The 26,431-nt window shown below is 41.4% G+C and carries 23 protein-coding genes; 10 read left to right on the top strand and 13 right to left on the bottom strand.

The window, feature by feature from the left end:
- Nucleotides 1-49 precede the first annotated feature (49 nt).
- Nucleotides 50-931, bottom strand: coding sequence for a nucleotidyltransferase domain-containing protein (locus tag NSQ50_RS02065; protein WP_076225290.1), 882 nt, complete (start codon nt 929-931; stop codon nt 50-52).
- A 185-nt stretch (nt 932-1,116) separates the two neighbouring features.
- On the opposite strand from NSQ50_RS02065, the gene NSQ50_RS02060 reads away from it, so the two are divergent.
- A complete protein-coding gene (locus NSQ50_RS02060) occupies nt 1,117-2,163 on the top strand; it encodes a YncE family protein (RefSeq protein ID WP_076107432.1) in 1,047 nt (348 codons plus the stop codon).
- A 114-nt stretch (nt 2,164-2,277) separates the two neighbouring features.
- Here the strand turns inward: NSQ50_RS02060 and NSQ50_RS02055 are convergent, their stop codons facing one another.
- The 3 genes from NSQ50_RS02055 to NSQ50_RS02045 form a co-directional block, all read right to left on the bottom strand.
- Nucleotides 2,278-3,012 carry an IS3 family transposase gene (locus NSQ50_RS02055; RefSeq protein WP_340949898.1) on the bottom strand — a complete coding sequence of 245 codons (735 nt, stop codon included), beginning with the start codon at nt 3,010-3,012 and terminating at the stop codon, nt 2,278-2,280.
- Entirely contained in the window at nt 3,002-3,415 is a 414-nt protein-coding gene (locus NSQ50_RS02050) for a helix-turn-helix domain-containing protein (RefSeq protein WP_340949257.1), read from the bottom strand. The genes NSQ50_RS02055 and NSQ50_RS02050 overlap by 11 nt, the downstream gene beginning before the upstream one ends.
- Nucleotides 3,416-3,515: 100 nt before the next feature.
- Nucleotides 3,516-5,039 (bottom strand): DHA2 family efflux MFS transporter permease subunit, encoded by a 1,524-nt coding sequence (locus tag NSQ50_RS02045; RefSeq protein ID WP_036682711.1) that lies wholly within the window; start codon nt 5,037-5,039, stop codon nt 3,516-3,518.
- 205 nt (nt 5,040-5,244) lie between these two features.
- Here NSQ50_RS02045 and NSQ50_RS02040 point away from each other — a divergent pair, with 205 nt between their 5' ends.
- From NSQ50_RS02040 to NSQ50_RS02020, 5 genes are all read left to right on the top strand, one after another.
- Nucleotides 5,245-6,135: a TetR/AcrR family transcriptional regulator gene (locus NSQ50_RS02040; RefSeq protein WP_235219480.1), complete on the top strand. Its 891-nt coding sequence runs from the start codon at nt 5,245-5,247 to the stop codon at nt 6,133-6,135.
- A 77-nt stretch (nt 6,136-6,212) separates the two neighbouring features.
- Entirely contained in the window at nt 6,213-6,902 is a 690-nt protein-coding gene (locus NSQ50_RS02035) for a response regulator transcription factor (RefSeq protein ID WP_076148008.1), read from the top strand.
- Nucleotides 6,899-7,903: a sensor histidine kinase gene (locus tag NSQ50_RS02030; RefSeq protein ID WP_076148006.1), complete on the top strand. Its 1,005-nt coding sequence runs from the start codon at nt 6,899-6,901 to the stop codon at nt 7,901-7,903. Before NSQ50_RS02035 ends, NSQ50_RS02030 begins: the two co-directional genes overlap by 4 nt.
- A 106-nt stretch (nt 7,904-8,009) precedes the next feature.
- Nucleotides 8,010-8,771 carry an ABC transporter ATP-binding protein gene (locus NSQ50_RS02025; protein WP_038568421.1) on the top strand — a complete coding sequence of 254 codons (762 nt, stop codon included), beginning with the start codon at nt 8,010-8,012 and terminating at the stop codon, nt 8,769-8,771.
- Nucleotides 8,761-10,707: an FtsX-like permease family protein gene (locus tag NSQ50_RS02020; protein WP_038568418.1), complete on the top strand. Its 1,947-nt coding sequence runs from the start codon at nt 8,761-8,763 to the stop codon at nt 10,705-10,707. Before NSQ50_RS02025 ends, NSQ50_RS02020 begins: the two co-directional genes overlap by 11 nt.
- Before the next feature lie 164 nt (nt 10,708-10,871).
- Here NSQ50_RS02020 and NSQ50_RS02015 read toward each other — a convergent pair whose 3' ends face one another.
- On the bottom strand, nt 10,872-11,543 hold the full coding sequence (locus NSQ50_RS02015; protein ID WP_076142319.1) for an O-methyltransferase: 672 nt from the start codon (nt 11,541-11,543) through the stop codon (nt 10,872-10,874).
- 228 nt (nt 11,544-11,771) lie between these two features.
- On the opposite strand from NSQ50_RS02015, the gene NSQ50_RS02010 reads away from it, so the two are divergent.
- Nucleotides 11,772-12,668, top strand: a complete 897-nt coding sequence (locus tag NSQ50_RS02010) for a LysR family transcriptional regulator (RefSeq protein WP_076224901.1) — start codon at nt 11,772-11,774, stop codon at nt 12,666-12,668.
- A gap of 65 nt (nt 12,669-12,733) precedes the next feature.
- Here the strand turns inward: NSQ50_RS02010 and NSQ50_RS02005 are convergent, their stop codons facing one another.
- The 3 genes from NSQ50_RS02005 to NSQ50_RS01995 all read right to left on the bottom strand — a co-directional run bounded on the left by NSQ50_RS02005 (nt 12,734) and on the right by NSQ50_RS01995 (nt 17,527).
- Nucleotides 12,734-13,216 carry an NUDIX hydrolase gene (locus NSQ50_RS02005; protein ID WP_076142321.1) on the bottom strand — a complete coding sequence of 161 codons (483 nt, stop codon included), beginning with the start codon at nt 13,214-13,216 and terminating at the stop codon, nt 12,734-12,736.
- A gap of 36 nt (nt 13,217-13,252) precedes the next feature.
- Nucleotides 13,253-14,968: an ABC transporter ATP-binding protein gene (locus NSQ50_RS02000; protein WP_076224900.1), complete on the bottom strand. Its 1,716-nt coding sequence runs from the start codon at nt 14,966-14,968 to the stop codon at nt 13,253-13,255.
- Between the two features lie 306 nt (nt 14,969-15,274).
- The gene (locus NSQ50_RS01995) at nt 15,275-17,527 is read right to left on the bottom strand and encodes a glycoside hydrolase family 127 protein (RefSeq protein WP_076224899.1); all 2,253 of its coding nucleotides are present in this window, start codon (nt 17,525-17,527) and stop codon (nt 15,275-15,277) included.
- Between the two features lie 145 nt (nt 17,528-17,672).
- On the opposite strand from NSQ50_RS01995, the gene NSQ50_RS01990 reads away from it, so the two are divergent.
- Complete coding sequence (locus tag NSQ50_RS01990; protein WP_036682739.1) at nt 17,673-18,566, top strand: helix-turn-helix transcriptional regulator; 894 nt, start codon at nt 17,673-17,675, stop codon at nt 18,564-18,566.
- 47 nt (nt 18,567-18,613) lie between these two features.
- Here NSQ50_RS01990 and NSQ50_RS01985 read toward each other — a convergent pair whose 3' ends face one another.
- From NSQ50_RS01985 to NSQ50_RS01965, 5 genes are all read right to left on the bottom strand, one after another.
- Nucleotides 18,614-19,591 (bottom strand): phosphotransferase, encoded by a 978-nt coding sequence (locus NSQ50_RS01985; protein WP_051491258.1) that lies wholly within the window; start codon nt 19,589-19,591, stop codon nt 18,614-18,616.
- Nucleotides 19,592-19,693: 102 nt separating this feature from the next.
- Complete coding sequence (locus tag NSQ50_RS01980; RefSeq protein WP_076224897.1) at nt 19,694-22,084, bottom strand: ABC transporter permease; 2,391 nt, start codon at nt 22,082-22,084, stop codon at nt 19,694-19,696.
- 266 nt (nt 22,085-22,350) lie between these two features.
- Nucleotides 22,351-23,925 carry a sigma-70 family RNA polymerase sigma factor gene (locus tag NSQ50_RS01975; RefSeq protein WP_076224896.1) on the bottom strand — a complete coding sequence of 525 codons (1,575 nt, stop codon included), beginning with the start codon at nt 23,923-23,925 and terminating at the stop codon, nt 22,351-22,353.
- An 85-nt stretch (nt 23,926-24,010) separates the two neighbouring features.
- Nucleotides 24,011-24,340, bottom strand: coding sequence for a carboxymuconolactone decarboxylase family protein (locus NSQ50_RS01970; RefSeq protein ID WP_036682746.1), 330 nt, complete (start codon nt 24,338-24,340; stop codon nt 24,011-24,013).
- 1 nt (nt 24,341) lies between these two features.
- A complete protein-coding gene (locus NSQ50_RS01965) occupies nt 24,342-24,746 on the bottom strand; it encodes a tautomerase family protein (protein WP_038568393.1) in 405 nt (134 codons plus the stop codon).
- A 110-nt stretch (nt 24,747-24,856) separates the two neighbouring features.
- Here NSQ50_RS01965 and NSQ50_RS01960 point away from each other — a divergent pair, with 110 nt between their 5' ends.
- Together NSQ50_RS01960 and infC are read left to right on the top strand one after the other, a co-directional pair.
- Nucleotides 24,857-25,762, top strand: a complete 906-nt coding sequence (locus tag NSQ50_RS01960; RefSeq protein ID WP_076224895.1) for a LysR family transcriptional regulator — start codon at nt 24,857-24,859, stop codon at nt 25,760-25,762.
- 61 nt (nt 25,763-25,823) lie between these two features.
- Entirely contained in the window at nt 25,824-26,342 is a 519-nt protein-coding gene (infC, locus tag NSQ50_RS01955; protein WP_076101229.1) for a translation initiation factor IF-3, read from the top strand.
- The last annotated feature ends 89 nt before the right edge of the window (nt 26,343-26,431 follow it).

Here is a 26,431-nt window from a genome sequence, read left to right as displayed (position 1 = left end):
ACCCCGCCACCACAGCTACTCTACTCACCCAAACACCCTATAGCTCCACTCACTCCTCCATAAACTTCCACCACTCTACTAACCAAGGTTCATCGATCCCCCGCATGCGGAATTCCTCTACAAGTATCTTCCGGAATCGTTTTTCCATTTTGACAAAGTTATTATCCTCTTGGTACATAGGGGCAAAGGATTCATCATCTCTAATAAAACTCCAAAAATCGCCCGCACACTCCAAAATCTTTCGGCCGACAGCTGTTTGTTTGGCTACAGGTACCAGCCATTTGTCATAGGGGTAGGGGTAACCTTCAATAGTAATGGCACAGCGTAATGCTTCTTTATAAAGAGAAACCGCTAAAAATAAAATAGGAAAGGCGTCGCCACGCACTACAGGATTATCTAAGCTTTTGGCATAACTTCTTAACTGTATGTATGAATTCTTACGAAATCTCATTAGGACTTCAGGTTGGAGGGGGACATAGGCATCAAAAAGTGACTTTACATCCAATCGGTCATAGTAGATATAAGAAATAGAAGCATTCCACAGCCATTCCATATTTCCGCTCATTAACGCCGCTTTAATTTCTGATATTTTATGCAGTGTGTAATGTCCGGACTTGCCGCTGGGGAGTCGTAAATCCATAAAAAAACTACTTTGCTCCGGGATCAGCCCCGCTTGTTCGAACCGATGATTAATGCTGCTATAATACTCGTCCTGACAAATAATGATTACATCCACATCCGACTGCTCATCCACCACACCAAGTGCGGTCGATCCATCAAGGAGAATACTTACCCGCTGACTCTCCTCTTTCATTAACGGATGATTTAGAATTTCTTGCGTGATATACTGCCCAATTTCCTCTAACAATTCACTATGAAGCTGCGTCTTATCAGGTGTTAATAAAATATCCGACAACACTGATTTCACCATCTCAACCCCAACCTCCAATCAATCTCAATTTTCCAAAAAATAAAACGCTTACACATAACCTAATATTTGGATAATGGAGTACCATTCTACACTCCTAATATATATCTTGCAAGGATAAATGAAGTACCCTTTTGCCTAAGCCTAAATATAATGAAGTATCTATTTACTTGGAAAGGGGTAAAAGCATGGCGCAGCCAAAAGTGATTGCTACAGTCCGCTCTGCCGGACCGATCGGAGATATAAAAGTAAATGTCGTTACGAATCGAGTATACTTTGTAAACCCAGACACCGAGGCTGGAACTATCGGGGTATTGGAGGGCAGAACTAATCGCATTATCGCTCGGATCCCTGTAGGAAGACTGCCGTCTCAGCTCGGAATCAACCCCCAAACCAACCGGATTTATGTACCTAACTTCCGTGACGAAAATGTCTCTGTCATAAACGGGCGGACAAACCAGGTAATCAAAACTGTCAAAGTAGGCCGATTCCCAGACAATATCGGAGTGAATGTTCGAACCAATCTGATTTATGTAACTAGCGCATTCGGAACCCTATTCGTCATAGACGGGAAAACAAATCAGGTCCGCAAAAAGATTGAAATCGGTGGACGCCCTTCCAGAATCGTTATCAATGAGCTTACAAACCGTGTCTATGTGACCAATACAGCAAATGATAGCGTCACCGTCATTAACGGAACTACACAGGCTATCATTGCGACAATAAAAGTCGGAAGTAACCCCGTGATAGCGCCAGCACTTAATAAAATTACCAATCGTATTTATGTCGCTAATAACTTAAGCCGGTTTCTTTCTGTGATCAATGGCCGAACCAACAAATTGTTGCGTAATGTACAGCTGGGACGTCTGCAAAGCGAGGTCGTTATAAATCCCCTGACGAACCGTATTTTTGTTTCAAGTGCACAAGTTGAAGGTAAAGGAAAGCTATTCGTCATCAATGGAAATAACAACAAAATCATTACAACAAAGGTTCTTCCTACTTCCTCCAACATAACCATTAATCCGAATACAAATCATTTATTTGTTGGTAATTTCGATAAAAATCATATGTCCGTTTATAACGCCACCACGTTTAAACGGCTCGCAAGATTCCCCTCTGTATCAGGCAGTACTGTGCTAAACCCGCTCACAAATAGAATTTATGTAGGTGGAAACGACTCCATAACGGTCATTCAGGATGGACCAAGACTCACTCAGAGCTCTATTTTTAATTAAGACAAAAAAGACGCCCACCACAGTGAAGTGCTCCCTGTCAAGTGGACAGTGTAAAAAACAAAAATAGTTAGTTTAGATACCTCAGTTCGTATTGCCAGAACTGAGGTATCTTCGTTATGTAGCTCGTCGGTATTCGCTAGGTGACAAGCCATCCAAACACTCTGTGTAGCGGTAATTATTGTAGTAGTGAATATATTTGCTAACCTCTGTGAGGACATCATCATAGGTGTCATACTTTGTAAGATAATAGCTTTCTGACTTGTATGTACCCCAAAAACGCTCAATAGGTTGGTTGTCCAAACACCGACTCACACGAGACATGCTTTTCTTAAATCCGTATTTTACATGAAGTCGGTTGTACTCATGAGACGTGTACTGGAAGCCTCTGTCGCTTTGTAAAAGAGGGGTTACGCCAGGATTCTTCGCGTAAGCCCTCTTCAACGTATCCATCACGAGTTTATTGTTGTTGGAATGGCTTAATACCCATGAGACAATGGAATTATCATATACATCAATAATAGCGCTCAAATAGGCTTTGCGCCCATTCCCGTACTTCAGTTCAGTCACATCTGTACACCATTTTGAATTAGGAGAATTGGCATCAAAGTTACGGTTCATTACATTTTCAACTACATGGATCTCCGTAGCTTTCACATAACTCGCTCGTTTTCTGCGAATGACTGCTTTAAGCCCAAGAGCACACATAATTCGGTAATAACGCTTTTTGTTGTACTGCTTTTTGAGCTTTCGGTTTAATTGCGTGCGCATTTGACGATAGCCAAGAATCCCTTTTCGCTTGTCATATCGTAGCTTTACTTCTTTCGCTAACGCATGAGTTTCAAGTTCTATGCAAGAGGGTTTCCATTTTAACCACTCCTTGGTTCATATGAGATAGTCCTTTTCCTGTATGTGTAGGTTTCAATTCTATCTCATTAGTATACTTGGTAATCCATTTTGTCAAAACACTTCTGCTTGAAATATAATGCTTGTTTGTCACCTCTTCAACGGAGCAACGACCAGACAACACTTCGTTAACAGCAGCAAGCTTCAATTCCTTTGGGTATGATTTCCATGTTCTCGATTCCCTCAACCCGTCCAAACCATCTGCTTTATATTTCCTAATCCATTCTCTAACTGTGTGTGAACTAAGACCTAGCTGCTTTGCCTCATAGTTTGGATTTGACTTGTGCTCAAGGCACAGCCCTACGACATGTAATTTTACTTTTAAAGATGTTGGACTTCTATTAGACATTAGAAAAACTCCCATCATTGTAGCAGTAGAAGTTTTTGTTTTTTCTACTGTCTACTATGATGGGAGCTTATCACAGGTGAGCGTCTTTCTGCATAGCAAATTACATCGATCTAGCGGATGAAACTTGTTTAACAGCCACTTTTTCTTCGACTGTTTCTGTATCCTTAGGCTGTATCCCTCTTTTTATGAAGAAAGCTAGGATAAAGGCAATGATGGCTACGCCTACTGACACTAAGAACGCATCGTTAATTCCTTCGATCGTTGCTTTTGCGATGACTTGGTTTTGAATACCAAGCAATTGCTCTGCAGAAGGTTTAGCCGTTAATTTACTCACAGCTTCTGCTACCATATCTTTGACATGTGAAGTGGTACTGTTAGACATAATCGTTACAAGCAGCGCCCCGCCAATCGCTCCGGAGACTTGCTGAATCGTACTGTTCATGGCTGTACCATGCGGTGTATATTTAGCCGGGATGGAGTTCAGACCATTGGTCATCACAGGCATCATAACCATTGAAATCCCGAACATTCTCACAGAATACAAAATCATAAGTGTCGAATATTTCGTTGTTTCAGTTAGATCACTAAAGAAATACGTACTGATCACTACGATAGCCAGACCCATTAACGCCAAGACTTTGCCGCCGAATTTATCGAACAATTTACCTGTGATTGGAGACATAACCCCCATAATCAATGCACCAGGCAACATTAGGAGTCCCGAATCCAGAGGTGAAATGCCTCTAATATTTTGCAGGTAAATCGGCATTAACATCATCGCTGAGAACATCGCCATATTCAGTGTAATCGAAATCGCTGAGGATAAAGCGAACATCGGATATTTGTACACTCTGAAGTTAAGCATAGGCTCCTTCATTCTCATCTGGCGCATTATGAATATCACTAAACCAATTACCCCGATAATAAGGGTGGAGTAGACCATTGGATCATCCCATCCTTTATTCCCAGCGGAACTGAAGCCGTATAGAAGACCCCCGAACCCAATCGCTGATAGAACTACAGATAGAATATCGATTTTAATAGCCACATCTTTTTTAGGATCATGCAGTTTGAAGAAGGCAAGAATGAACACCAATACGGCGATAGGTGCAATCATAAAGAACAGCACAGGCCATTCATAATGCTGAATAATCCATCCTGACAGTGTAGGACCAATGGCTGGTGCAAAAATCATAACCAAACCAAACATCCCCATGGCCGAGCCGCGTTTTTCAGGTGGAAATGTGGTAAACAATACATTCATTAATAATGGCATCATAATTGCGGCCCCTGAGGCTTGGACCATTCTCGCAATCAATAATACAGGGAAACTTGGAGCAAAGCCTCCAATAAAGGTCCCTATTGCAAATAATCCAATGGCGATTAAGAATAATCGTCTCGCTGTATACTTTTGAATTAAAAAGGCCGTTGAAGGAATCATGATCCCGTTCACTAGCATATAACCCGTCGATAGCCACTGTACCGTTGAGGCACTGACATCAAAATCCTTCATAATCGATGGTAAAGCTATATTGAGTAGTGTATTACTTAGTAAAGCAACAAATGCACCAATCATAAGGATTGCCAAAATCCCATAGGACGCTTTACTTTCTTTCGTTTTCATTTTGGAATCCTCCATTCTATAATCATACCGTCGGTTCAAATTTGAACTTATGTTACAATGTAGAATATATTACTCTTATATTTACTGCTTGGCAAGTCAGAATTCATTTAAAAACTAAATTGTATTAAGTGGAAATATAAGCTAGTCTATTCTACGTGAAGTGTTTTTTTTGCACAAAAGAGTCCAGCTTAAAGGGGCACCTAAGATGATAAATAAACGGAAAGAGCAAGTAATTCAAAAAGCACATGAATTATTTATTGAAAAAGGCTACCACGCCACATCCATACAGGACATTCTGAATCACAGCCGGATCTCCAAAGGATCTTTTTATAATTATTTCCCTTCCAAAGGGGATCTCTTTAAAGCTGTATTCACCTCTATTCATGACCAGCTGGAAGAAGGCAGAAATGGCCTGCTCATTGGCCAGGACCCCTCTGACATTGATATATTCGCTAAACAAGTTCAACTGGTTATGAAAATCAATAAGAAAAATAAATTGTTGCAGCTGGTTGAAGATGCCCTGGTCTCCAATGATCCCGACTTAATTACGTTCATCAAAAAAACTAAATTCACCTTATTAACCTGGGTGCATGAACGTTTCCTGCATATATTTTCTGAAGATAAGAAGCCCTATCTACTGGATGGAGCCATCATTTTCACAGGCATCTTGCAACATATGCTGCAAATTAACAGTGCCATGAATGAAGTCATTACCTCTCAACAAATCATTAATTATTGCACTACTCTTATCCAGACGATTGTTGAGGATGTAAGCGAAAAAGGAATCCAGCTTATCTCCCCCGATCATGTAGGGAAACTATTGCCTGTTGCTGAATACACTGATTTTTTTAATAATGATTTATCGTTTGCGACCGTGAGCTTAAAAAAAATCATAGATAAATCATTCGCCGCTGATGATCCTAACCTGTCCAATGCACTAAAGCTGTTATATTTTATCCAAGAAGAGATCATGAACAACAAGGAACCAAGAGAGTTCTTAATCGAAAGCGCCCTGCTCTCCTTGAAAATGTGCCCTCAATTTAATGAAACGAAGGAATTTGCGCATTACCAGACAGTGTTATCTGCAATGCTCTAAGCACAATCAAAGTATGGCTTCAATCGTTTAAGCGTATTCTAAACGCAAGGTACGAAACTAAAAGTGTGGTGACCGATTTGTTCAAGCTTTTATTAATCGAAGATGATACAACGCTGTTTAATGAGATCAAAGAGCGGCTTACGCAGTGGTCTTATGATGTATATGGCATTCAAGATTTCAACAATGTTACACAGGAATTCACGGAAATCAAACCTGATTTAGTGATAATTGATATCCAATTACCCAAATTCGATGGATTTCATTGGTGCAGAATGATTCGCTCTCACTCTAACCTGCCGATTATCTTCTTATCCTCCCGGGATCATCCGACAGATATGGTGATGTCCATGCAGCTGGGAGCCGATGATTATATCCAAAAGCCCTTCCATTTCGATGTACTCATTGCCAAGGTGCAAGCCATTCTCCGACGTGTGTACAATTACAATTCGGATAACATTGAACTCAAAACGTGGTGCGGAGCTACCGTCGATTATGAGCGGAATTCAGTGACCAACGACACGGGATCGATTGAGCTTACCAAAAATGAGATTTTCATATTGAAATTACTCATTGAGAAAAAGAATAAAATTGTCACCCGCGAGGAATTAATTAATAGCTTATGGGACGATAAGCGCTTTATTAGTGATAACACCCTCACCGTCAACGTAAATCGGCTGCGCAAAAAGCTGGACGAGCTTGAATTAGGGGCGTTTATTGAGACGAAGGTTGGACAAGGGTACGTAGCCATTGAAGAGGATTCTCTATGATAAAAAAGTACCTGCTCGAAAGACTCGGTTGGATTCTGCTCTTTCTCTTTGTACATCTATTTATGCTCTTTATCACCTTTATGGACCCGACCATCCCCCTGTCTTCAGTGCTCTATCTGGTCTCTTTATCAATGATTTTTTTCGTAATTTTTCTAGTCATTCGCTATCCTAAGGAAACCAGATTTTATAAAAGCTTAAATGAGCGGGACGATGATCTCGATCTGACAAGTATCGCTCTTGCCGAAAGTCCTTTTGAGAAAATCATCGAAGAGAGCATCACCAACCAAGTGAAACTGTTAAAGAGGACTGCTTCAGACAATCTAATGAACTTGGAGCAAGAGAAGGATGAGCTGTTATCCTGGATTCATGAAGTAAAGACTCCACTGACCGCAATGCATCTAATGATTGAACGTATAGAAGATGATGTTATGAAGAGGCACTTGACCTATGAGTGGCTGCGTATTCATCTGCTGCTGGATCAGCAGCTCCACCAAAGACGGATACCCTTTATTGAAAACGATCTGTATATGGAGCAAATCGATATAGAAACGCTTATTTTTAGTGAGATTAAGACGTTACAGTCTTGGTGTATTCAGAAGGGAATCGGCTTTGAGTTGCACTTAGAAGCTGCTGAAGTGCTTAGTGATGCTAAATGGCTGGCTTTTATCCTCAGACAACTACTAACCAACGCCGTAAAATATAGTGAAGCTTCTGATATTACAGTGAATAGCTACCAGCAAGCTGAACATATCGTTCTTGAGGTGAAGGATTCCGGGCGCGGGATAGATCCGAAGGACCTGCCGCGCATCTTCGATAGAGGGTTTACTTCCACTACTGTACATCGCGACAATGCAGCCACAGGCATGGGCTTATATTTAGCTCAGAAAGCAGCTCAATCCTTACTCATCATCATCGGGGTTCAATCCAAGCTTGGAGCGGGAACAACATTTACTTTAACCTTCCCACTCAAAAATGAATTCGTTAAAATCTCAAGCATGTGACAACAATGTCACATGCTTTTATATTTTGTTCGGGCAATCGCAGGATAAGAACAATAAACTTTTTTATAATAAGGCTATACAAGAAGAAACGAAGGAGTGAATCATTATGGCAATTCTAGAAGCTACTAAAATTCATAAAAGCTATGGCAATAAATTAAACAAACAATCCGTGTTAAGCGGACTCGATATTCGTATAGAAGAAGGCGAATTCGTTGGCATCATGGGGCCTTCCGGTTCAGGTAAAACAACCCTACTCAACGTACTCTCGTCGATCGACAAAATCAGCAACGGATCTATTACCATTGAGGGCAATGAAATCTCCAATATGAAAGAGAAGCAGCTCGCGGAATTTCGCAAAAATCATTTAGGTTTTATTTTTCAAGAATATAATCTCTTGGACACACTGACGGTAAAGGAGAATATCCTGCTGCCACTATCCATTACCAATACACCCAAGAAAGCCGCCAATCAGAAATTCGAAAGTCTCGCAAAGGAATTGGGGATTTTGGAATTAAAAAATAAGTACCCCAATGAAATCTCTGGCGGTCAAAAACAACGTACCTCAGCAGCTCGTGCCTTCATTCATGATCCAAGTATTATTTTTGCTGATGAGCCTACCGGGGCGCTGGATTCTAAATCCGCTTCTGATTTATTAAATAAGCTAAGTGAACTCAATCAAAAACGAAAAGCAACCATCGTTATGGTTACGCATGACCCAGTGGCTGCCAGTTATTGCAGTAGAGTTATTTTTATAAAAGATGGAAAAATCTATACGCAGCTAAATAAAGGAGAACAATCAAGACAAGTTTTCTTCAACGACATTATAAAAACACAGGGTGTATTAGGCGGTGTGCAGAATGAGCATTAATGTATTAATGATTCGAAATCTGCGAAAAAACATTCGAAATTACTACCTATACGTGTTTGCGCTAGTTTTTAGTGTGGCCTTATATTTCGCCTTTGTCACCTTGCAATATGATCCCTCGATGGATGAGCTGGAAAGCTCTATCAAAGGGGGCGCAGCCATCATGGCTGCCTCGATTTTACTAGTCGTAATTGTCTCTATTTTCCTGTTATATGCTAATACGATCTTCATCAAACGACGCGGTAAAGAAATTGGCTTATTTCAGTTAATTGGAATGACCAAAAATAAAATCTTCCGCATTCTTTCGGCAGAGAACTTTATTCTGTATTTCGGTTCCTTGGTCCTGGGGATATTGGTTGGCTTTTCTATCTCAAAATTAATCCTCATGATCTTATTTAAGATAATGGGGGTCGATGCTATAGCCTCCCTTCATTTCTCTATCGAAGCTTTGATTCAGACGTTGATCGTATTCTGTGTGATTTATCTTTTGATCATGCTGATGAATTATGGATTTATTAAAAGACAAAGTATTTTATCCTTGTTCCGGGTGACCTCAACAACAGAAGGTACAGTGAAAAAATTATCCTTCTTTGAAATGATCATAGGGATTGTCGGAATTGGCCTAATCCTATTGGGCTATGTGCTCTCCTCTAAATTACTTACCGAAGACGTAACCTCAATGAATCAATTGGCTATATCCATGATTACTATTTTGGGATCCGTCATTATTGGGACCTATCTATTTTATAAAGGCTCGGTAAGTTTTATTTTTCATATCATTCGTAAGCGGAAAAACGGCTATCTGAACATTAGAGAGGTTCTATCTCTTTCCTCCATTATGTTTCGCATGAAATCCAATGCCGTATTATTAACCATCATTACAACGGTATCGGCACTAGCCCTGGGTTTATTATCCCTTAGCTACATTTCCTTTTACTCTGCTGAGAAAACTTCCAAGCAATATGTCCCAACGGATTTTGTATTCACGAATGCCCAAGAGGCTGAACAATTTACAAAGATCCTAACGGCAAATGATTTAGTATTTACAGAAAGAAGGACCCAAGTCCTTCAGGTCGATGTAGATGTTGAAGAGATTCTTGTTAAAAAACCGGACGGAGACAATATGTTTTCAAATATTATGACCCTGGCGGTCATAAGTGAAAATGCACTTGAAGACGTTGATCTAACTCCAGATAAAGCTTATTTCACGAAATCAAGCAGTACATTGGATAATTTTGTTACTATGAAAGATAAAGGTGCGATTGAACTCAAAGGGTTACATGAGGTTTTTCCGCAGGATTATAAAAGATTAGATATCGAAAGTCCCATTTCAGGGTATTACACAGGTGGTGGCTTACCGGTTGCGGTTGTAGACGAATCTATCTTTAAGCGCTTAAAGAAGGATTTAGATCCTGCCCTTCAAAGAGGATCCTCCCTTAATATCGGGATTGATATGAAAGTCCGGGCCAGCGTTGAACAGGCAAATGAACTTTTCAAGACCTTAAAATTTGATGAGAATAACAAACAAGACTCTCAATTAGAGTCGATAAAAGGTCAAAAACAAAATATGGGACTCATTATGTTTATCGTTGCTTTTCTGGGGTTAACCTTCTTGATTACCTCCGGATGTATTCTATACTTTAAACAAATGGATGAAAGTGAAAATGAAAAACCTAACTACACCATTCTGAGAAAGCTTGGATTCACGCAAGGTGATCTGCTCAGAGGTATACAGATGAAACAATTGTTCAACTTCGGTATTCCATTAGTCATAGGTCTGCTTCACAGCTACTTCGCCGTTAAATCCGGCTGGTTCTTATTCGGCACAGAGCTTTGGACACCGATGATTCTGGTGATGCTGTTATACACTGCTTTGTATTCGATCTTTGCAATATTGTCCGTCTTCTATTACAAAAAGGTGATTAAAGAGGCGCTTTAAAATAACGAAGGTGTTCCTAAAGCCATCATGGCTTAGGGACACCTTTGTTTGATTTGATATCATTTACAGGTAGGAGGCACCGGCATCTATCGGACACAGATGAACCTCTTTCTAAGCAATAGCGTCACTGGGGTCCGTAACGCTCAGAGGACCTGTGAAATCCCTCAGCTATTCACAATCCCCAATACAAATCCATCATAACCTTTGCTTCCCACCGTCTGAATGGCAGTAGCCGAAATTCTAGACTCTTCAGCCAACAGATCATAGAATTCCCGTACGCCTACTACACGAGCGTCTTCGCTATTCTCATTAATGACCTCACCTTCACGAATCACATTATCTCCAAGGATCACCGATCCGGGCTGGGAGAATTGCAGCGCCCACTTTAAATAGTTAGGATTATTCGGTTTATCGGCATCTATAAAAATAAAGTCGAAGGGTTCAACGCCCTCTTGTTTCATCTGAGACAGTTGCTCTAATGCATCCCCTACACGAAGCTCTACCAGATGATCCACCTCGGCAAGCGATAGATTAGCTTTAGCTACCTGCGCATGGATGGGATCCAGCTCCAAGGTAACTATCTGTCCGTCAGACGGCAGGGCTCTTGCCATCCAAATCGTACTGTACCCGCCCAAGGTGCCAATCTCCAAAATCCGGCGTGCACCTTTCATTTGCACCAGTAGATTCAGGAATTTCCCCTGACTGGGCGAAACATCAAAGGGCGGCAGCCCTGCCTGTTGATTGGTGACCAACACTTCTTCCAACACAGCGTCCTGTGGAATCAGGCGCTCTTTAATATACTGATCGACTTTATCCCAAGTAGTCGTTTGATTCATATTTATCACTTCTCCTTTAGTATTTGTTCATGGTTGAAATCCGGAGACAAAGGCGATCGCTACGCTCCTACAGTTCCAAACCTCCTCTCCATTACTCCTTTCCCTAATCTCATTTTTCCAAGTTCATCTTTATATCTGTATTGTAAATCAGTTATAATCATAAATATAATATATCTTTAAGTCTAATTTATATATTTAATATATAAATCGAAGAATGGGAGTTTAACCATGAACCTACATGCCTTACGCTTATTCCATGTAATCGCATCGACAGGCAGTGTGACACGCGCTTCAGAAATTTTAAATATAAGTCAGCCTGCCATCACTGCGCAGATTAAGAAGTTCGAAAAAGAACTGTCCTTTACCCTATTTAAACCTCAAGGCAGAGGAATCGCTTTAACGGATGCTGGGGAAGAGCTTACTCTACTCGCCAAGCGACTGTTCGCCGTAGAACAACAAATTGAACAATTCGCTCAAGATTATGTTAACGGCACTAACGGAAGTATCCGTCTAGCCGCAACGTATTTGCCTGCTCACTTTCTCATTCCTACCTGGATTGCAAAGTTTAAGCAACAATATGAACAAGTGGAGATGATGATCACCACTACCAACTCAAGTGATGCCCTCAAGCAGCTGTTAAATGTAGACGTGGATATAGCTATTTATGGAGGAATCGCCGAGGCTTATCCAGATACAATCCAGACAGAGGAGTTATTTCAGGACGAGTTATGGTTTGTAGTCGCACCCGATCATCGTTATGCCAATCAGCAGGTTTCTCTATCCGAAATGATGAAGGAACCCTTTGTTATGCGTGAAAAAGGAAGTTCAACGCGGGAGCGATTATTATCTTTATGCCGCACATACAACACACCCGCTCCTATCATCTCTTTGCAATTTAATGGACTACATGAAGCCATCAAAGCCGTTATCGCCGGATATGGTGCAAACTTCGTTTCTTCATTAGTCGTACGCAAATATGTAGAGCGTGGAGAATTGTGCCGAGTATATGTAGAAGGAATCCATCTGAAGAACACCATTGCGATCTGTACACGTAAAAATGAGCCCTTATCAGCAGCCGCAGTGAATTTAATTGAGATGATTCGTCACAATCCTTATACGATATAGCGGAATGATCGCTCATTCTCAACAAAAGAGGCCTTCCCTTTCGGGAAAGCCTCAAAGTATCTTTTTTACACCATCCGATCCAATTTAACTTCGAACGCACCTCCAGTTACATAATCCATATACCTAGTATTTCCATCGAAATCCAAATAAGCTTGATAGCGGGTACGAATAGCCGCTGCAGAAATCAGATCCAGCACCTTCTCCTTGGCTACCCACATCACTTCAGATGTTTCCTCCGAAGTACTTAATTCTCCTCCCACGGGCTTGCAGATAAAGTCTAACATGACCTTGGTAGGAACATCCGTCTCACCGTCATACCATTTATGCATACCTGTATTCGAATACACGCCAATCAATTGAGAAACAACGACATCTATTCCACTTTCCTCTTTAATCTCGCGAATTAGTGCATCCATTAGGTTTTCTCCAACTTCCACTTGTCCTCCAGGAAATACCCACCCACCATGATGTGTTTTTACTAAAAGAATATCTCCCTCTTCATTTATTGCAATTCCACCCACCGCTACAATATGTGTTGGCCAAGCCATCGATAGCACCTCTTTTTTTTAGAAGAGTCTAGCAATTTATCGATAATCTGTAAACGATATTTTTCTATTCCATAACGCTTTAAAAGCTTCGCACTGTTCTATTAAATCATCAAACTTCCCTTCCCCAACAATTGACCCTTGATCCACTACCAATATCTTATCAACGTCTTTTATAAAATTAAGCCTGTGGGCCACAATGATGATAGTTTTGTCCTTAAATTCATTCAAAATCGTCTCCATAAGACTCTGCTCAGTGATATTATCAAGCGCTGACACAGGCTCATCCAGAATTAGAATATTTCTTTTTTGGGCAATGATTCTGGCAAAGGCTAATCGCTGTCTTTCGCCTCCTGATAATTTTAGACCTTTTTCGCCCACCAAAGTATCTAAGCGATCCGGCAAATGGCTTACTTTTTCCTGCAAATGAACTTTTTCCAAAATCTCATATAGCTCTTCATCGGACAGAGTATCCTCATCGAATACAATATTATCTCTTATCGTAGCATCGAAAATCGGCGTGTCTTGGGATAGATAGGAAATATGATCATAGTAGCTATTCAAACGAATCTCATCGATATCCTTACCGTCCAGTAAGAGTTCACCTTCGCCCTTTTTTAATAACCCCACAATCAATTTAATCAGCGTAGATTTCCCGCCTCCACTTAATCCGACAATAGCAACGGAAGTTCCTCGCGCAAGCGAAAATGACAGGTTATTCAGTATCTGCACATTCCCATAAGTAAAGGACACCTCCCTAAACTCAATATTGCCTTGGAGCTCAGTGATGGCTTCTCCGGATTCCAAGTTCTTATCTTCTGGGGCAGCAATAAATTCCTCGAATCTTCTGTAAGTCACTTTATTCAGTCTGTAATCTACAAATAAAACATTGAAGATGGCAATTGGGGTATAAATTTTATCGATGAACATAAACAATGCGACCACAATACCAAGTGAGGTCTCGCCTGCGACAATGCTTTTCACACCATAAATCAGGACAATAACTTTAATGATCGTGACAAATAACTCGAATATAGCGAAAAAAGCTTCATGGATCATTTTTAGCTGAGCATTTTTATGAATGATAGTGCGCGCGGTCTGGCTTAATTTCTCGATCTCTTTCTCATATCTCTTGTTGGTTCTAAAGACGACCAATTCCATAAACCCGCGGATAGAGAATCTGGACATCTTTTCTTGCTCTTGGAGAATGGTTGCCTTCATGGCATACAGAAATTTCAACAGCAGATTTGTTATCAGAAAGACGACCACGTAGCCAGCTGCAATCACTAACATGATCCTTAGATCGTAGAAGCTGATAAAGACTAGACTGAATAGAAGAGTAGGTAATAGCTCATGTAGTGTTTTGAGAAAAAAAGAAAAAATAATACTGTTTCCAGCCGCTGCCCCGTTCTCGATCACCTTAATCATTTGCCCTGTCCCCATATCCTGATACGCTTGATAATCCATTTTTGATATTTTGGACAGTGCAATGATCTTTAACCTCTCCGTGATGCTGTTCGATAAAAACACACTCGGGTATTCGTCTATATAATTCAGGATCGCCACCCCAGCCAGCAGAGCCCCATACACCATAATTAATGTTGCTATTTCATCAAAACTGTTGATTACCGTGGCCTTATCTAATATTTTTTGAAAGACAACAACACCTAAACTACTTAACAGCTGAATGGCAAAACCCAATAAAATATAACCACCTACCCACCATTTTAGGTGAGCTAGACTCTTTTTTAACATATCGTTTATCCCCTCTTTTAATTGAATGCAAAAAAGCCAGGCGCCCCTATCCCACTGTAAAAAACCATCCACAAATAAACGGTTCTCTAAGTTAAATAGGTTAAGTGCCTGGCTCTACAAAAATAGCTGCCTATGGCACCGTACAAAGCTCTAGTTAGTTGTAATCAAAAGGGTAGACTCCCCCCTTGATAGCTGGTACGCGTTTCACCCAGCCCGATAACTAGTTCCTTGTAACGGTACGGAAAGACATCCATTTCACCTCAATTAAAAGAATTGACCCTATTATAATTCTGTAAGCCTTTTAATTCAAGAATTACGTTTAACGATACGAAGTCCGGCCACTTGACCAACCTTATGTCCTTCATGAGAAGCAAACTTGATCGTAACCGCTGATTTGCCGCTCGTGATCGGTTGCGGGAGTTCATAGCGAATCGTCTCCAGCTTATTCATCTCCTCAGACTCAAGAGTGCCTACACCAAGTTGCTCCCCATCCGCCAAAATATCGAATGCCAGCGAAGTATCGTTCGACTTCAGATACGTGACCACCAGATCCACTTGCTCATCCGGCAAAACTTCCATCGTGAAGGAGAACCAGCCATTGATCCAGCTGTCCCGATACTTGCGATTGTGGATTTTGCCTAAGCCTACAAATTCACCTGTGAAATTATGATCGCGTTCAGGCTGCATTTCAGCAGGTTGTACGGAATCGACAGTTAACAGTTCAAGCAGCAAGTTATTCTCCACGGCTTCGCGATATTCAGCCTCTGCCAGCTTCCACTCTTCCGGTGTGAACAAATCCCAATACACGGAATAACGATGATCATGCATAGGGTAGAACGGACGAAGCTCATGATCCCCTGTATACCCTAAACCTTTCATCCGGAACACATTTTTGCTCACATTAGATTGGATGAGGTTGTCCGTCAGTGTGTCCCCATCTCCGATTAATACGGAGGCAAGGGCGCGATCGCTATTGACCTCTGCATTTATAGGCCCAAAATCACCTGCGAGCACAAGTGGACCGTAAAGGAATGCAATTCGGTTCGGATTATCCGGCATCGTCTCGATTCTCACCGACATCGGAATATCGTATTCGACAACGTCTCCATCCTGCCACTCTCTATCCAAAGTAAAGTAGTTAGATTTGCCTACATTTACTTGAACATCTTCACCATTTACGCTAACACTCATCCCTTGCTCAGCCCAGTAAGGATGTCTTAGCTTTAATGTGAATTTCGTTGGCTGTGCTGCACTGATCCGCAGTACACCTTGTCCCTCTGCCGGGAACTTGGTCTCTTGCTGCAAGCTAATGCCTTGCTCTTTCCAAGCCACTGTAGAAGGTACGTACTGATTGACATAAAGCTCATCTGCACTATGGAAGTATATCGCCGAGCCATACATAGAATGGCTTTCCATTCCCGAGCCTACACAACACGTAAAGCTTTCGAACTTCGAATTAAATGATTTATGTCCACCCATCTCGAGAGATACAAAGTAACATACCCGGCCATCTACCGGCTCCTGAGAGGCTAAGATGTGGTTATACATCGCACGTTCGTAGTAATCCGCATACGCTGCATACGCATCCCATTGGAACATATGCTTGGTTAGCTTCAGCATGTTGTACGTGTTGCATGTCTCACAGGAGCCTTCACCCAATCGATCATTTAACTTATCCGGTTCACCAAAATGCTCATTATAGCTGTTGCCGCCGATCACATAAGAATGATGATTCACGACCCGATCCCAGAAGAAGCGGGAAATACCTGCATAATGCTCCTGCCCTGTTACCTCATATTGTCTAGCAGCTCCGATGATTTTTGGAATCTGTGTATTAGCATGTCTTCCAGCTAGGGTATCTTTTTCTATAGCAAGATCATTAAAGACTTCCCCATGATAAAAGCTTTCCGCTAACGCGAGGAAACGCTCTTCCCCGGAATCCTCTGCCAAATCCGTCAGCGCTTCATTCATGCCGCCAAACTCACAACGCAGCACCTCTTGGATCTGATCTTTACTCAGCCCTGCAAAAATATTCTCAAGCCACAGCCCTAGCTTCGTTTCAATAACGAGCGCCTTCTGATTGCCGGCCAGTCGATAAGCATCGCGAAGACCTGCAAACAGCTTATGCATCGTGTAAAGTGGCACCCAACCTCCGTTGAGGTCAAAGCCCTGTGAGCGAATGTCGCCTGCCTTCACTTCCTCAAATAACTCCTTGCCACGAGGAATGCCGGAAATAAAGCCATTGCCATGCGCATCCTGACATTGCTCTAATTCATCTACTACATAATTCACGCGTTGTAGCAACTCTTCATTTCCCGTAGAGGCATACATTAACGCACATCCAGAAATATAATGGCCTAACGTATGGCCGCTAATCCCCTGAGATTCCCAGCCCTCGTAGTGAGCAGCCTTAGGCTCTAAGCCAGCATATTCGCGAAAACGCGACAGAAGCCGATCTGCCTCAAGCTTGAGTAAATAATCAGTATTTAACTCCATCGCATGGAGAAGTGGACCTGAATCAATTCGTACGTTCTGTAGATCAAAAGCTTGCGTCTTCAATGAAATCGCTCCCTCGCAATCTTGTCAGGGTTAGATGACAAGTGTATATTTGTATCCATAAGATAACACCGGAACGTTGATTTGTCGGTAGATCAGTCGTACAAATAGTGGACAAACCCGACTTATTGATTGCTAGGAGGACCGCATGAGCTATTTAAAAATAAATGCAGATGTACCTGTTCATTTTACAGCGGCAGGTGAATTTATCTCAGAAACACCATGGAAGCATGTGGAGCGTGTTATGGGGAACTACGAACTAATCATTGGCGTGAACGAAACGGTGTATTTGAGTGAGGAAAACAAACAATTTGAAGTAGGCCCTGACGAAGCTCTTCTGCTCATGCCTAATCGCACACATGTCGGCTATAGAGAGTCACGACCCGGGGTTAAGTTTTATTGGTTTCATTTCGAACTGACAAACGAGGGGCTATTGCTGAGTGAGGAGGAAATGAAGCCTGAGGCAGAAGAAATCTTTTCGCGCACACAGCGCTTATGGTCCGTACATGATCTATATCTGCCCCAAATCATAAAAATCGAACATAGTGACCGGATTCATATTCTGGCGAATCAAATCCTTCATGTGGCCAATTCGGGGTATTTAACCTATTCCAGCGTTAATTATTTGCTGACCTCGCTTTTAATTGAGCTATCTGAGCATGCACTTCAGCCGTTCGCCAGTAAGCTGATCCGCGCACAGCAAGATGTCACCTTCGTCAAAATAGCTGAGTGGACAAGGATTCATGCAAGCGAACCCCTTACCGTGGCCATTATCGCGGATAAATTCAATTACAACAAGGACTATTTAGCTCGGCTATTTAAACAGCATACCTCCATGGGGCCATTGGAATATATCCATTCAGCACGTGTGACTAAAGCGAAGGAGCTACTAACCAGAACCGCATTAAGCGTGAGGGAAATCGCGACAGAGACGGGGTTCACCGACGATAAATATTTCATGCGCCTCTTCCGAAAATACGAAAACATGACGCCCACCCAATATCGTAACGCTTATCATAAGACGTTTATGAATAATGACTGAAGTAAAGCCACCCCTAAATATGGAGTGGCTTCTTGTTTGGGTATTGTCTATTGGATAGAATGAACTTCACACCAATTACGTAGGAATTGCAGATTAGTATTGAAGTAATGATCGTTTTGCCACCCACAACTCCAAACCTGTGCGTTCCCTGTGTGCAGACCCATCAACCATATCTCCCGGATAGCAACAAATATAGGGATTGCCTTTAGATCGTTCTCAGATAATACTTTATGCTTTTGGTATGACTCCAGGAAAACAGTCCATTGTTCATTGTCAAAATGCTCTCGTTCTTTCCCTCTAACCCTTGACCACAAAAACACGGAAACATCATAGGCCCTCCAGCCAAAACCTCCGCAATCAAAGTCGAAATGAGTCAGGGTATCCTCGTAGAAATGTACGTTCGCTCCATGAAGATCACCATGACATGCCCCCCAATCCAGCTCTGATGAGATTTCTGCTATGCTATTTGCCAATACTTCCGACAAAGATTCTAGATAATCGATATCCTCTTGCCTGTGGGATAAAGGCTTGCGAATCGATTGAAGCGGTTCTTTAAGCAGATGATCCAGATTAAGCGTAAATCTTTGCTGCCCACATTCGAAATCATCCATAGCCAGATGCATCTTAGCCACTTGTTCACCGTATAATTCACAGCTAGTTTTTTCATCGGAATAATTGCCTTTTGCAAAAGTAAACAGAACTGCGTAACGTGTTCCTTCAGGAGCCTCCAGCTCAACTAGGTAACCACCATCCCTGCTGATTACCGGAGCCGATACAGGGATATTCTTCTTATTTAAGTGATTCAATAACTCCACTTCAAAATCAATCTCATGTCTATTTCGCCAATGAGCTTTATAGATCCTAAGAATGTATTTATCAATAGAGGTCTTTAGTAAATAGGTATCATTAAGTCCGTTCTCATAAAAACTACACTCCAAAACATCCCCGATTTCATAAAGATCATTAATTACGGGTACTAAGGCATTGGAAGAAATAACGGAATGATACACCGGTAGTTTCAGCATATAAATCACCCTTCAACGTTAATTGCTACTCACTATTTATTTTCACGTTTGGCCCGTATAAAGGCGAGGGATTTATTAAATATAGCTAAACTTTCCGCATCGTTAATTTAATTGCTCTATAATGCTCTGCTTCGATATTGTTCGTCTAACAAACTGAACCATACCAGTCTGGACAAGTAAAATAACCAAGAAATACAGGAAAATAGCACTCCAAGGGAATTGGTATTGAATGTAGGAAAGCCCCCCCATATTCCCCGCACTCTTACATATCATGTATCCCATTAGATTGCCCGTAACAAGAGCCATCGTAAAGCTTCCGACAACTAAAAATCCTGTTTCATAGGTTAACATAGCCATTAATTGTTTTCGGCCCATTCCTATGGCTTGCATAAGGCCTAGCTCCCCTTTTCTTGCAGAAATAGTGGTGATTATGGTGTTCAAGAGATTGATCATACTGAATACTGCTATAAAAACCATAAAGCTATACACTGAAATAGTGATAGTTCTAAAAGCAATTCTATTAGATTCCACAACTTCGGAAAAAGACAATAATTTGAGTGTATCCTCATTGAGAATCATACCCTCTAACTCACTCTTTATTAACTCTTCATTCGCTTTATCCATAGTAATAACTTCGTAGCTCTTATTGCTATTAAAAGGGGCTATAGTTTGCATTACTTGGGGTGGAAGATAAAATGAAGTTCCTGAATTCTTATCCGGAATATCTCCAATGATCTCAAAATCATGTTTGGCCTTCTCCTGATCATTAGCAATTATGAATGAAATATGATCACCGACAGCGTAATGAGCCCCGTAATAATCTAAGTCACTACTGGCGCTGTTCAAGAGAATGTAGGATGCATCCGATGAATCAACATCCGAGATCTTCCCCTCAGCCAAATGACTACTCCATCTTTCGTTGTATAACGTAGGGATATTCTCAATACTGACTATCGCGGCCCCGTCATCCGTCTTTATTCCTTCGATAGCAGCTTCAATATACTGATGTTCGATTACGTCCTCAACTTCATTTATAGCTAGGATTTTATTTTTTAAAGAAGTAGATAGTTGCCCTTCCGTCTGAAGATCACTTAATGAGGTTGTTTCAGAATACAAATCATTATTAATTTGAATATCAAACTGACCATGATTTGGAAAATATTTCTCTGCTTTTGAGATTGGGTCGACCGAGTTTAACAATGTCCCCAAGGAAACAAATAGCGTTCCGCTTAAAAAAAGAGACAGCAAAGTTAACACCGTCTTTTTCCTGCTTCTTGATAAGTTCAATGCAGCTAAAGAAAATGGTGTTAGTCTTTTAGAGTTTCTTTTCTCCTTTTTTGTATTAACATCGGCATCTACATGTCTAATCGCTGTTATAGGGGAGATTCTTGATGCGAATTTAGATGGTGCGTTTAATGAAGCTCTAACTGTTACTTTGGTGAGCAAACCTGCTAAAAAAGCAAGTGAAAAACTTGGAGCTGCATTCCAGTGAAAGCCACTTAAAATCCAGCTCATTAAACATCCAAAGATAACTCCAATAGGGATATATTTTCTTGAAAGATTTTTCCCTTCATATAGAACAAGCTGTTTTATCTGCTTTTTTGTTGCACCGATTGCTCTAAGTTGTCCGTATTGTTTAATTCGCTTAGTAATTGAAATATAAAAGATATTGTAGATGACAAGCCAACAAGCCAGTACGATAATCAGCATGATAGACAGGATGGTTATCACAGTGCTTCCTGACAGATTATTACTATCCACATTCACATTATTGATCTGAATATTTCTCTCAGGGATACCCATTCGCTGCCCTATTTCTTTGATTTTTGACTTCAGTTCCTCGTTGGAATAACTGCTGCTATTGTTGATGCTAATTGCCGCGGAGTAATCTTCTTTGGAAAGAAACGGATCCGCCTCAACGAACGCGCTTGATACCAGAGCATTGTAACCGATTCGATTCTCGTTACCTGATGCGGTTGTTTGCAGAATTCCAGTAATCACAAATTGGCTGGTTTGAAATTCTTTGCTGGCATTGTTTCTAAATTGCAAAGAAATAGAATCGCCAAGCCCCAGGCTTCGATCATCGGATAACTGAAAGTCTTTTTCTATTGCAATTTCATTTTCTTTTGTAGGAAATTTCCCCAGAACGATATTGGCATTTGATAAATCCATCATGGCTGGATCCGTGTAGAGAATGGACAATAAACGTTCTTCTTTTTTCTCTCTGCCTATTTCCTTATAGAGTCCGATTTTATTAATTTCCTCTATTTCTTTCAATCGTGAGATTTCATTGTTATTGAGGTTATAGAATAAAGCTTGGAAATTCGACTCATTTTGTAGGTTAGTAAAAGAATTATAACCAAAGGTCATTACAACAGTTAATAAAAATGCAGCTAAAGCTATTACACTGCCTACAAAGTAATTTTTGGTTTTTTCCGCTTTTAAATTCGCTTTTGCAATTCTTATCATTACTGTTTTATTCTGTATGGACATTGATACATCATCCTCCTATCGTGTAACGAATATTCCTCCCTTTACATCAACAAGTGAATACTTTCACTATTTATTCTATAGATAATATTCTCCAACAAAGATCAATCACCCTTTAAATAGATGATATATACTATATTTACTATTCATATAATATATGGATACAACAAAAAAAGACTTCCCCCTCTGGAGCGCTTGAGTATCTCCAAGTTAGTGGAAGTCTTTTTATGCTCAATATGCCTTGTGTAGCAAACATTTAGATTAATAAATTACGCCTCGGCACTTCTATCCTGAAGCGCACCGACCAACGGATTCCACCGCCAGCGCGGAGTCAATCCTTGCAGATGTACACCTCCAAACCACTCATCGCTGCCATTCTTCTGCACCCAGTCTTCGTTTCCAGTTATTACACTCTTACCTAGCTCTGTTAATACAAGCTCACAGTCTTTAAATTGCATTACTGAATCGTTATAAACAGGGAACTCATTGCATCCATGGGTTTGTAGCAAAGGGTACGGGCCTTGCACCAGCTTTCTTAGAATATGCCAATATTGCAAGTCGCCCATTCCCAAGATATGAAGCTTATCACCCACATTTTTGAACAGCTCATAGGGTGATTTTATTCCCTCATAGATCATCTCCAGCGTGAGTTGTTCTACGATGCCAAGTCCGTTTGTAGTAGAAGGAAAGCGGGATAAATGCGCCCGGAAGGCGTCATGTGCAAAGGGTAAAGCCGACGTATCTGTAGTTAATCGTTGTGACAGCAATTCTGGATTCGGTGATACATAGGCTTCCCAGAGTGCTTGACCTGCTTCTAGTTCTTTGGCTCCGATTAGCTTCCATGTGCCTGATAATGTTTCCATCTGCTCTATAGAAAGTTGTCCAAGTCCTCGAAATAACTTTATTCCCGGATATTCTCCAATGCATAGTAAGCTTAGCTTGGTGGTTAATATTTTCTGCTTCGAGAACCAATGGAGTAAATAACTGAGCATCGTCTGATCGAATAAATCATGCTCGAACCATAACACCACTTCTTCATATTTATGAAAATCAGCTAAAATCTTCTCTTGCCTCTCACTATTTTCAATAAATTCCCTCTGCGGAATTCCCATCGTTTGTTCCAAATATTGCGCTCGAACTGCACGGTTATCTCCATCGGCAGGATCCAAAAATACGGGCCCATGCGAATATACCTCTCTCCACACCAGTACATCACCTTTAACGATTCCTTGCCGCAGCTTCTCTCCCACTACATCTCCATTTACAATGTGAAGCACATCTTTTCCCCCTTCGTACAAATGGTTGAATACGGAAAGAACATCTGCCACAGGCAATGCACCTTTCAGTTTGCGGCGGGCATCAAAAAGTCGCTTCTTCAATACCGAAACCGAAGTCCCCAGAAAGTCAGCAATCTCTTGTAGTGAGTAGCCTTGAAAATAATATAATTGAACGGCAATCCGCATATTGGACGTTAATGCAGCTATAGACTCGTGAACCAGCCGCTGGGTTTCCTTTTTTTCAATAATATCTGCTATAGAAAATGAAGATTCTGTCGCTTGCGCAGCTTCATCGTAGGGTAATGCAGGACGCTGCTTTCTTCGCAAGATGCGATAACATTGCCGCACCACAATAGCTTTAAACCAGCCCGGGAATGCCTCTACTGCTCGTAATTTATTCAAATGCAAAAAGGCTTCTGTGAAAGCTTCCTGCACAGCATCTTCCGCTAACTGATAGTCACGCAGCTTTTCGGACGCAACTGCAATTGCCATCGGTGTAAAGTGCCTAACAATCTGTTCAAAGGCTTGTCGGTCTCCTTGTTTAGCCTCCTCGATATACTGAAGCATTTTCTCCCCCGCTCCCTTCTTCCGTATTATATACAAGTGCCAATGAAGTTCCTAAAGGTTACGGATGGGATTAAAAAGTCAGACGTTATTTATTTTTTCCTATTACATCCTTTGCAACCTCTAGAGCAGAAGAGGCTCGCGGCCAACCTACATAAAAAGAAAGGTGGGTGATGGCCTCCACGATTTCTTCAAGTTGTAAGCCGTTCTCTAAAGCCAAGCGCAGATGATAGGGGAGTTGTTCCGTCATGCCCCCCATCACCAAGGCAGAAATCGTAATCATGCTACGATCCCGAAGTGATAATTGCTCACGTCTCCATAAGTCCCCAAATAACACATTTTCCGAGTATTCGACGAATGCCGGAGCGAACTCGCCTAACGATTCCCGTACATTTGTGGCGATTTTCTGATGCGCCATATTACGCCTCCCTAACCGGAGGTTGTAGCATTTGAGCAACACCGTTACCAAACGACCAATCTTCGAATTCCGTATCGACGAGCACAATGAATATATCTTCTTTTCTGATGTTTAGCGTCATCGATAATTCCTCGGCTAGCCTCGCGTAAAAGCTTTTCTTCTGTTCCGTTGATCTTCCGGATTTTAGCGTAACTTGGATATATATCAGTCCGTCGCTTCGTTCAATATTTAAATAATCTTTACTATAAAAATATTCCCCCGCTTTATGCGCATGAAAAACCTGAAACATATCATCCTCCGGTACATGGAAATGCTGAATTAACGCGCTCATAATCGCTCTGCATATTCCTTCTAGCTGATGAATGTCGTATTGTTGCTCCAGATAACTGACTCTAATGAAAGGCATTTTAATTCACTCCTTCTTTGGAATTCTTTTATTGTACTCTCAGTATTTTGATTTATATAATTGAATAAGATAATAATCTTAATCAATTATACCGATAGAGGTGACAATCGATGGATCTAAAAGAACTGATGGCTTTTAAGACCATTCTTCAAGAAGGCACTTTCTCACGCGCTGCCGAGAAGTTGAATTATGCGCAGTCTACCATTACCAACCAAATTCAACGACTTGAAAAAGAACTGGGCATACAACTCTTTCACAGAGGCTGGGAAGTAGAACTGACAAGTGCTGGGCAAGTTTTTGCAGGGGAAATCGATAACCTTATTCAACATTGGAACTATGTATCAGAACTCACCAAGGCTTTACAGCATGACGAAATTGGCACACTTCATATCGGAGGCATTGAATCCATGATGGAATCCGTCCTACCGAACGCCTTGCGAAAGTTTCAGGAGCAAAAACCAAAGATGGCATGTAACTTCATTCAGGGTAACACTGATTCCCTCTCACAGCTTGTCCTCCAAAGTGAGCTGGATTTCGCCATCTGCGGTGAGCCGTCCGACCTGTCTTTCATTTATTTCGAACCGCTCTATCAAGAGAAAATCGCTTTTATAGTAGATGAAAATCATCCTTTAAGCGGACGAGACGATATTTCATTTCGAGAAATTCTTGAATATCCAATTATAGCTGGAGGGCGCACTTGCTTATATTACCTTCGGTTAGCTAAGCAATTTTCGAGATTCGAATCAAAGCCCACTTTATCCACCATAAGCCAAATTTCTGCTATTCCTCATTTTGTAAGAAAGAACCCTGGGGTAGGGGTAGTGCTTGATTCGACAGCTTTAATGACAGATATCGTAAAAATAGATGTTGCACTAAGCGAACCGTTCATACAAGTAGGTATATTGCAGCGGCGCAACCGAGAATATCTAGCAACATCATCTAAAAAACTAATCCTAAAAATCATAAAAGAAGAAATTGAGAGGATTAGTAACGCTAATCCTACGCTCCACATTTGAACCTCAAGCTAGTTCCATATATGATAGCTTTATCATCGTTATCAGGGGAGGATTCATAGAAGTGGCAGTATTAATCAATGAACAAATCAGAGCATCCGAAGTAGTCCTTACAGGACTTAGGGGTGAGAAGCTGGGTATCGTCTCCCGGGAAGAGGCGCTGGCCATGGCCAGATCAGCAGGTGCTGATCTGGTATGCACCTCGCTAATGAGCAGCCCACCGCCCTGCAGCCTAACTGCAAAAGGCAAAGCAAAAGCGGCCGCGCAGAAAGAAGCAGCCTCAGCACGCAAGGCCAGTGGGGGTTCAGCTGCAAAGGGCGGCAGCAAGGAGAAGGTCAAAGAACTCCGCTTTACTGCTCATATTGAAGAGCACGACTACGATACTAAGCTCCGTCAGGCTGATAAGCATCTCCGCTCCGGCAAGCCGGTGCAATTAGTCGTGAAGGCATCCGGCGCCAAAGAAGCGGCTGCCTCCAAGGCCGTATTGGAGCGACTAGTGACTGACTTGAAGGAAGTTGGAACGAAGGAAACGGGCATACAGACAGGCGGCAAAGGTTCACAGGTGAAATTAAATCCACGGTGAAGAGTGGAATTTCAGATAGAGTAGGCTCAAAACTAAAATGAGTCGACCATTTCATGAAAAGCTGCTGCTATCTGCCAATGTAGCTTTAT

Source organism: Paenibacillus sp. FSL R10-2788, from assembly GCF_038003885.1.
Lineage (GTDB): Bacteria > Bacillota > Bacilli > Paenibacillales > Paenibacillaceae > Paenibacillus_AQ > Paenibacillus_AQ odorifer.
This window is presented reverse-complemented; position numbering and strand designations above follow the sequence as displayed.